This window comes from Skermanella sp., from assembly GCF_059503625.1.
This window is the reverse complement of record NZ_JCACHA010000985.1, coordinates 1-6,352: the sequence shown is the minus strand read 5'-3', so window position 1 is coordinate 6,352 and position 6,352 is coordinate 1. Positions and strand designations below refer to the sequence as shown.

7 protein-coding genes and 1 pseudogene are annotated in these 6,352 nt (G+C 64.6%); 6 read left to right on the top strand and 2 right to left on the bottom strand.

Annotation, left to right across the window (positions count from 1 at the left end):
* Window positions 1-485 precede the first annotated feature (485 nt).
* Window positions 486-1,394 (top strand): annotated as a pseudogene (locus AC5JJ6_RS36100) (IS3 family transposase); the annotation flags it as partial.
* Between the two features lie 169 nt (window positions 1,395-1,563).
* Here the strand turns inward: AC5JJ6_RS36100 and AC5JJ6_RS36095 are convergent.
* Window positions 1,564-1,707 (bottom strand): hypothetical protein, encoded by a 144-nt coding sequence (locus tag AC5JJ6_RS36095; RefSeq protein WP_496046661.1) that lies wholly within the window; start codon window positions 1,705-1,707, stop codon window positions 1,564-1,566.
* A gap of 259 nt (window positions 1,708-1,966) precedes the next feature.
* Here AC5JJ6_RS36095 and AC5JJ6_RS36090 point away from each other — a divergent pair, with 259 nt between their 5' ends.
* The 4 genes from AC5JJ6_RS36090 to AC5JJ6_RS36075 all read left to right on the top strand — a co-directional run bounded on the left by AC5JJ6_RS36090 (window position 1,967) and on the right by AC5JJ6_RS36075 (window position 5,227).
* Complete coding sequence (locus AC5JJ6_RS36090) at window positions 1,967-2,776, top strand: SDR family NAD(P)-dependent oxidoreductase (protein ID WP_496046660.1); 810 nt, start codon at window positions 1,967-1,969, stop codon at window positions 2,774-2,776.
* A 70-nt stretch (window positions 2,777-2,846) separates the two neighbouring features.
* Window positions 2,847-4,046 carry an ABC transporter substrate-binding protein gene (locus AC5JJ6_RS36085; RefSeq protein ID WP_496046659.1) on the top strand — a complete coding sequence of 400 codons (1,200 nt, stop codon included), beginning with the start codon at window positions 2,847-2,849 and terminating at the stop codon, window positions 4,044-4,046.
* A gap of 117 nt (window positions 4,047-4,163) precedes the next feature.
* Window positions 4,164-4,874, top strand: coding sequence for a hypothetical protein (locus tag AC5JJ6_RS36080; protein WP_496046658.1), 711 nt, complete (start codon window positions 4,164-4,166; stop codon window positions 4,872-4,874).
* Window positions 4,805-5,227, top strand: coding sequence for an endonuclease/exonuclease/phosphatase family protein (locus AC5JJ6_RS36075; RefSeq protein ID WP_496046657.1), 423 nt, complete (start codon window positions 4,805-4,807; stop codon window positions 5,225-5,227). Before AC5JJ6_RS36080 ends, AC5JJ6_RS36075 begins: the two co-directional genes overlap by 70 nt.
* 499 nt (window positions 5,228-5,726) lie before the next feature.
* Here the strand turns inward: AC5JJ6_RS36075 and AC5JJ6_RS36070 are convergent, their stop codons facing one another.
* The gene (locus tag AC5JJ6_RS36070; protein WP_496046656.1) at window positions 5,727-6,227 is read right to left on the bottom strand and encodes a ferric reductase-like transmembrane domain-containing protein; all 501 of its coding nucleotides are present in this window, start codon (window positions 6,225-6,227) and stop codon (window positions 5,727-5,729) included.
* Here AC5JJ6_RS36070 and AC5JJ6_RS36065 point away from each other — a divergent pair.
* Window positions 6,171-6,305, top strand: coding sequence for a hypothetical protein (locus AC5JJ6_RS36065; protein WP_496046662.1), 135 nt, complete (start codon window positions 6,171-6,173; stop codon window positions 6,303-6,305). The two genes, AC5JJ6_RS36070 and AC5JJ6_RS36065, sit on opposite strands and share 57 nt — an antisense overlap.
* Window positions 6,306-6,352 lie beyond the last annotated feature (47 nt).

Below are 6,352 nucleotides of genomic sequence, written 5' to 3'. Positions count from 1 at the left end.
CCTATCTAAACCGATCCCGCTCGCCCTCAAGAAAACCCAGGCCGAATCAATAATAGCGCTACGGACACCGCCAACCATATGCGGGCACCTGCGGCTTCGAACTGGGCCACATTGCTTTCGCGCTGCCGATGTCCGGCAACAGCTTGATAGCCCCGACCGCCGTCATTTCAAACGCGACGCCAATCTCAGAACCCGATTGAGAATGCTCGGGGATGGCCGACACGGCGGAGCAGTAGGACGCCGAGGCTGATGCGGATCATGGCTTCGCTGACGTCGCAGCGGCGCTCGTAGTCGCGGACGAGGTGGCGCCAGGGTCGTGCCCCACAGCGTGGTGTAGGAGTGATACTCCTCGGCGGACTGCGCCGCGGCGTCAGGTGGCTGCAACTGGCAGGTTGACGGCGAAGTATCGCTCACGCCGCTGATGGTCGCCAGCGTGGACTTGCCTCGGAGAAGTGGAGCGGTCCCGATGACGCAAAAGGACCCCCATGAAGAAGCAGCGACGGTTTACGAAGAAATTTGAAGGCGAGGCTGTTCGATTGGTTCGGACGAGTGTCCGAACCCAGCGGGAGATCGCGGAGGATCTCGGTTGGGCTTTCGACGTTGGTGCGCTGCCTCGGCTGCAGCCGGGATCGCGCGGCGGAAGCGACTGGCGGATCGACAGCGCCGGACGTGGCGGCGGAGCTGAAGCGGCTGCGACGGGAGAACGAGATCCTTCGCCAGGAGCGGGACATCCTGAAGCGCGCCACTGCTTTTTTCGCCCGGGAGGGAAGTCGATGAGCTTAAGGCTCGTTGGCGAGGCGAAGAAGGAGTTCCCCGTGCACCGCATGTGCCGCGTCCTTGGCGTCAGTCAAAGCGGCTACTTCGCCTGGAAGGAAAGTTCGGCGTGCCGCCGTCAGCACGAGGACATGGTGCTGCTGGCCCATGTTCGGTCGGCCTTCGCGCTTTCCAACGGCACGTACGGCAGCCCACGCATGACGCACAGTTGCGCAACGACGGCCTGACCGTTGGCCGCCGCCGGACAGCGCGCTTGATGTGCGAGAATTGGCTCAGGGCGCGGCAGAAGCGGCGGTTCAAGCGAACAACCGACAGCCACCGCACCTGGCGGGTGGCGCCGAACCTGCTCGATCAGGATTTCATGGCGGCAGGCCCGGCTCAAAAAATGCGGGGCCGACATCTCCTACATCTGGACGAAGGAGGGCTGGCTGTACCTCGCCGTCGTCATCGACCTGTTCACTCGCTGTGTGGTCGGCTGGCCGACCAGCGATAGGCTACACCGCGACTTGGCCTTGGCGGCGCTACGGAAAGCGATTGTCATGCGCCCCCCGGCAGCGCGGCTGACCCACCATTTGGACTGCGGATTGCAATATTGTTCTACGGACTACCAAGCGGATCTCGAGACCGCGGACAGCGGATGGGCCGACCGGGTGCTTGGTCGCGCAGACGACGTGCGGCGGCCGGAACCAGGCAGCCACCGTGCCGGGCCAACGCTCCTCGGTCGCCGGGATTTCCGTTAAGCCGCCTATCATTGATTCCAGCCCGGGGAGGACTTGCGATGTGCAATCTCTACAGCATCACCAAGGGCAGCAGGCCATCCGCCAGTTCGCCCGCGCCATAACCGACCGGGCCGGCAACCTGCCGCCGCTTCCACGCGTGTTCCCGGACTATGCCGCGTCGACCGCCCGAAACCGGCCAGCAGTCCTGGTGCACCAGACTCGCTCCGCGTTCCAGCAAATGACTGATTGATCAGCCGATGACGGTTGGGAGGGCTGGAAGCAACCGGACAACCCAAAGACGCAGGTGGACAACGCATTCAAGCCGCTGCGATGACTCTGCGGGATAGCCGTCCTGGCGGAGCCAGTAGGAGTTTTTGAGGTGCTGTGACGTGCAACCTCGTACAACAAGATGTTGCTCGACCTTTTGTGCTGTGGCGGAAGGAAAAGCGAGCGCAAGCTGGGGAGAGATAGCGATGAGCGGTAAGACGGGACGCTTCTCTAACAAGGTGGCCGTCGTAGCAGGCGGTGCCTCAGGCATTGGTCTCGCGCTTCTGCATAGTCTGCACCGCGAAGGCGCCAACGTCCTCTGCGCGGATGTCAATCAGGAAGCGTTAGACACAGTGGCACGCGTCTTTGAGGCGCGAGTGACCTGCACCCGGGCCGACGTCACCAGGGAAGCGGAGGTCGAGGCGATGATGAGCCTCGCCGTCGAACGCTTCGGCAGGCTCGACTGCGTCTTCAACGTCGCGGGTGCCTCCCGGCCCGGCTATATCGTGGATTTGAGTGAAACGGATTGGGACTTTACCGTCAATCTCTGCCTGAAGGGCGTGTTCCTTTGCACGAAACACGCGGCGCGGCACATGCTGGGCCGCGGGGGTGGCGCGATCGTCAACATCGCCTCGCTGAACGCGCATGTGCCCATGCATGCCGGTGCCGCCTACGCCTCAGCCAAGGCCGGTGTCGAGATGCTGACGAAGAATGCGGCGCTCGAGCTCACTCCGGACGGTATCCGCGTCAACGCCGTGCTGCCCGGACTGGTGGAAACGCCGCTTACTCGCCGGCACTTCGAGAACCGGGACGCGCTTGCCGCCTTTTTGGCCCGCATCCCAGCCGGCCGTGCGGCGCAGCCCGACGACATCGCCGGCCCCGCCCTCTTCCTGGCGAGCGAGGAGGCGAGCTATGTCTCTGGGGCCAGCCTCTTGGTGGATGGCGCTTGGGCGGTCACCGGCTATCCCGATATGCGGCCCTTCCGCGGCGCCTCCGCCTGGTCATCTCGCGTTTGATAGAAGGGTAAGCAAGATCCTATTTCGCTAAATGCCGCTGTCTGTCCGACAAAAAAGGAAGGATTGGAGGATGCAGAAGAGGACCATCCTTATCGCCGGCGTCGCCGCGCTAGCCGCTCCTGGCTTGGTCCACGCCCAGGGCACGCCGGGTATCACACCGACTGAAATACTGTTTGGTGGCACGACGGCCCTTTCTGGCCCAGTTTCCGCGCTCGGGGTGCAGTGCCGAGCGGTCGAAGGCGTTTGCCGCATGATAAACGAGCGAGGCGGCATAGCTGGCCGCAAGCTGTCCTACATCCTCTATGACGACGGCTTCAGCCCGCCGAAAACGCTCGAGCAGGTGAGGCGGTTGATAGAGCAGGACAAAGTCGCCTTCCTCTTTAACATGCTCGGTACTGCGCCGAACAATGCCGTGCTGCGCTACGTGAACCAGCGCAAGGTGCCACACCTTTTCCTGTCGGTGAACGGCGACAAGTGGGGCGATCACGAGGCGCATCCCTGGACCATGGGGTTTGCGCCAAGCGCACGCACAGAGGCGCAGGTCTATGCGCGCCATGCCTTGACGGCAAAGCCGGATGCGCACTTCGCCCTCCTTTACCAGAACGACGATTTCGGGCGAGACCACATTGCCGGGCTACGCGATGTGTTGGGCGCTGACTATGATAGTAGGGTTCGTACGGCATCCTATGAGGTAACGGACCCGACGGTCGACAGTCAGCTCATTGCTCTGCAAGGGGCGGATGTGTTGGTCTCCGGCGTCACCGCGAAATTTGCGGCCATGGCTATCCGCAAGGTGCATGAGCTGGGCTGGCAGGTAGCTCACTACATCCCGAGCGGGACAAGTTCTGTCGCTGGGGTCATCACTCCCGCAGGCGTGGAACGTTCGGTCGGTGTCGTCTCGTCGGCCTATCTCAAGGACCCGAACGATCCGGCCTGGGCTGAGGATGCCGGCATGCTGCAATACCGCGCCTTTTTGGCGAAGTATGTTCCAGATGCGGACATCACCGACATCTATTACGTTTATGGCTACACCGTGGCGCTCGCGCTGGTACAGGTGCTGCGCCAGTGCGAGGGCCAACTCACGCGCGAGCGGATCATGCAGGAGGCAGCCAATCTCCGCGGTCTGGAGATCCCAACGCTGCTACCAGGCATCCGCATCGACACCTCGCCAGCCGACTATCGCCCGCTGCAGCAGCTGCAGCTGATCCGCTGGGCTGGTCGAACTTGGCAGCGCTTTGGCGAGGTAATCGACGGCGCGAAGAAGGTTTAACTTTGGGCAATTTAACTGCGGGTAGCGATGGCCCGCAGTTGAACCAACATCAGTGCGAGGATCACCATGCGTCTCGCCGCCTATAACGTCGAGAACCTCTTCGATCGGCCAATCGCCATGAACCTCGATGACCGTGTGGAGGGCGATGCGGTCCTGATTGCTTTCGCAGAACTGAATGCGCTGCTCGGGCGCGCAGTCTACCGCATCTCGGAGAAGGTGCGGATGGTCGCGCTCCTGACCCAGCTCGGCCTCGAACGCTCGGACACTGGCCCTTACGCGACCCTGCGACGCAACCGAGGCGTCCTTCTCCGCCGCCCACAGGCCGGCGGTGTCGAGGTGGTCGCCAACGGACGCGTGGACTGGGCCGAGAGCCTCGAACTCCGCGACGAGCCGATCGACGCCGTCGCAATGCAGAACACCGCCCGCGCGATCATCGCGCTGGACGCCGACCTGCTTGGCGTGGTCGAGGCCGAGAACCGCCCGAGCCTCAAGGCCTTCAACGACGGCGTCATTGGAGCCCTCGGCGGAACACCCTACGACGGAGTCATGGTCATCGACGGGAACGACGCACGGGGCATCGACGTCGGCTTGATGGCGCGCGGGGGCTTCGGCATCGGTGCCGGCGCAGCCACGTCGATGACCGCCCACCAGGCGGCGGCGAGCCGATCTTCTCCCGTGACTGCCCGGACTACCGCATCACCACGCCCAGGGGCGCCAGGCTTCACGTTCTCGTCAACCATTTCAAGAGCAAGGGCGGGGTGCAGCGCGTCTCGAACGCGCGCCGCCTCGCCCAGGCCACGCGCGTCGCGGAGATCTACCGCGACTTGATCGCCGACGGCGCCGAGCACGTCGCGGTCATCGGCGACCTGAACGACACGCCGGACAGCGCGCCGCTGACACCACTCCTCGGCGCGACCGACCTGCGCGACGCCTTTTTGCACCCCAACTTCGACGACGGCGGCTTTCCCGGCACCTTCGGATCCTGCGGCAAGAGGGACAAGATCGACTACCTCCTCCTCTCCCCCGCCATCTTCAACCGGGTCATCGGGGGCGGGGTCGAACGTCGCGCGATGTGGCCGGGCGTGCGTCCGAAGCGCTGGGACGTGTTCCCGGAGCTTGAGGAGGAGCGCGATGCCGGCTCCGACCATGCCGCGATCTGGGTCGACCTTGACCTGGCTTGACCTTCCGCGCCGCGCCTACCGCGGCGGCGGCTGCTTCCCGAACCGCCGCCGATCCTTCCAAAAATGTCCGCCCGTTTCTGCCCGGCGCCGCTCGGCCCAGTCTTGGAGCTCCAGCACGACCTGCAGCGGCAGAAAGCCTGGCGTCTCGGCCACCAGCCAGCTGCGCCGGTACGCACCCCGCCATTGCTAGAGTAAGCCGCGGCTCACATCAAACCGCCCAGCAATCTCGCCGGGCTTGACCCCAGGCTCGTTCAGCTCCGCCCGGATTCGTAACTTGTCCCCTATCCCGCAACTGCCGGCGGCGCTCTACCGCGATGATGGTCTCCATCCGCCACCCCGCGGCTTGTCCTTACCGACGCTTCAAAGAATGCTTGTAAGATCCAAAACAGGTCCCGAGCAGGTTCGGTAGGCAGCCTTTGGCCCATGAGTACGATATGCCGAGGCATGAGGCCGGCGAGGCTCCATCTGCAGGCCAGACGGGCATGCCGTTGAAGTGCCGTCATTCTTGCAGGCGCCGCGGGACCTCCGCCCTGGAGGAGGCCCGGGGACGCTGTCGCCCAACTCTCCGGTAAAATTCAGCAAGGAGGGGCAGATCGACCGCGACCCTCATGGTGGCCGCCACCGCCAGGGCGGAGAGCGCCGCCTTCGACACAAGCCCCATGGTCCCGTCAATCAGCATCGCGTGGACGACGCTGCCCACGACGATCACCAAGGCGAAGCCGACGTGGCAAAGACGCCAGACCATCAACCTCCACCGCAGCCGCCCGCGCAGGGCGGCGAGCAGCGCGGAAGCGAGCACCGCCCAAGTTGCGACCACACCCCAGGCGGAAAACGGCGTCGGCGACCGGAGGAGGAGAGCGTCCATGACGTCGGGCGGGCTGGTCAGCCACAGGGCACCGACATGGACCGCCACCGCCGCCACGAGCCCGGCGCCCACCCAGGCATGCACTCGCCGCCCGAGCCGCGCGCCCAGCCCCGGCAGGTATCCCCCGGCGAGCAATGGCTGGACGAGGAGCAGTCCCAGCGCGACCACCCCCGCGAACCCGGCCGCGATGTAGACCGGATCGCGCCATGCTAGCCTGACCTATTCACCGGTGTCTGCTTGAGCGGGCCCTTTCGGGCTGA

Bases quoted from the DNA above. Each gene is read 5' to 3' on its own strand.
- AC5JJ6_RS36090 (WP_496046660.1), top strand. From the start codon at position 1,967: ATGAGCGGTAAGACGGGACGCTTCTCTAACAAGGTGGCCGTCGTAGCA.
- AC5JJ6_RS36085 (WP_496046659.1), top strand. From the start codon at position 2,847: ATGCAGAAGAGGACCATCCTTATCGCCGGCGTCGCCGCGCTAGCCGCT.
- AC5JJ6_RS36080 (WP_496046658.1), top strand. From the start codon at position 4,164: ATGAACCTCGATGACCGTGTGGAGGGCGATGCGGTCCTGATTGCTTTC.
- AC5JJ6_RS36065 (WP_496046662.1), top strand. From the start codon at position 6,171: ATGCACTCGCCGCCCGAGCCGCGCGCCCAGCCCCGGCAGGTATCCCCC.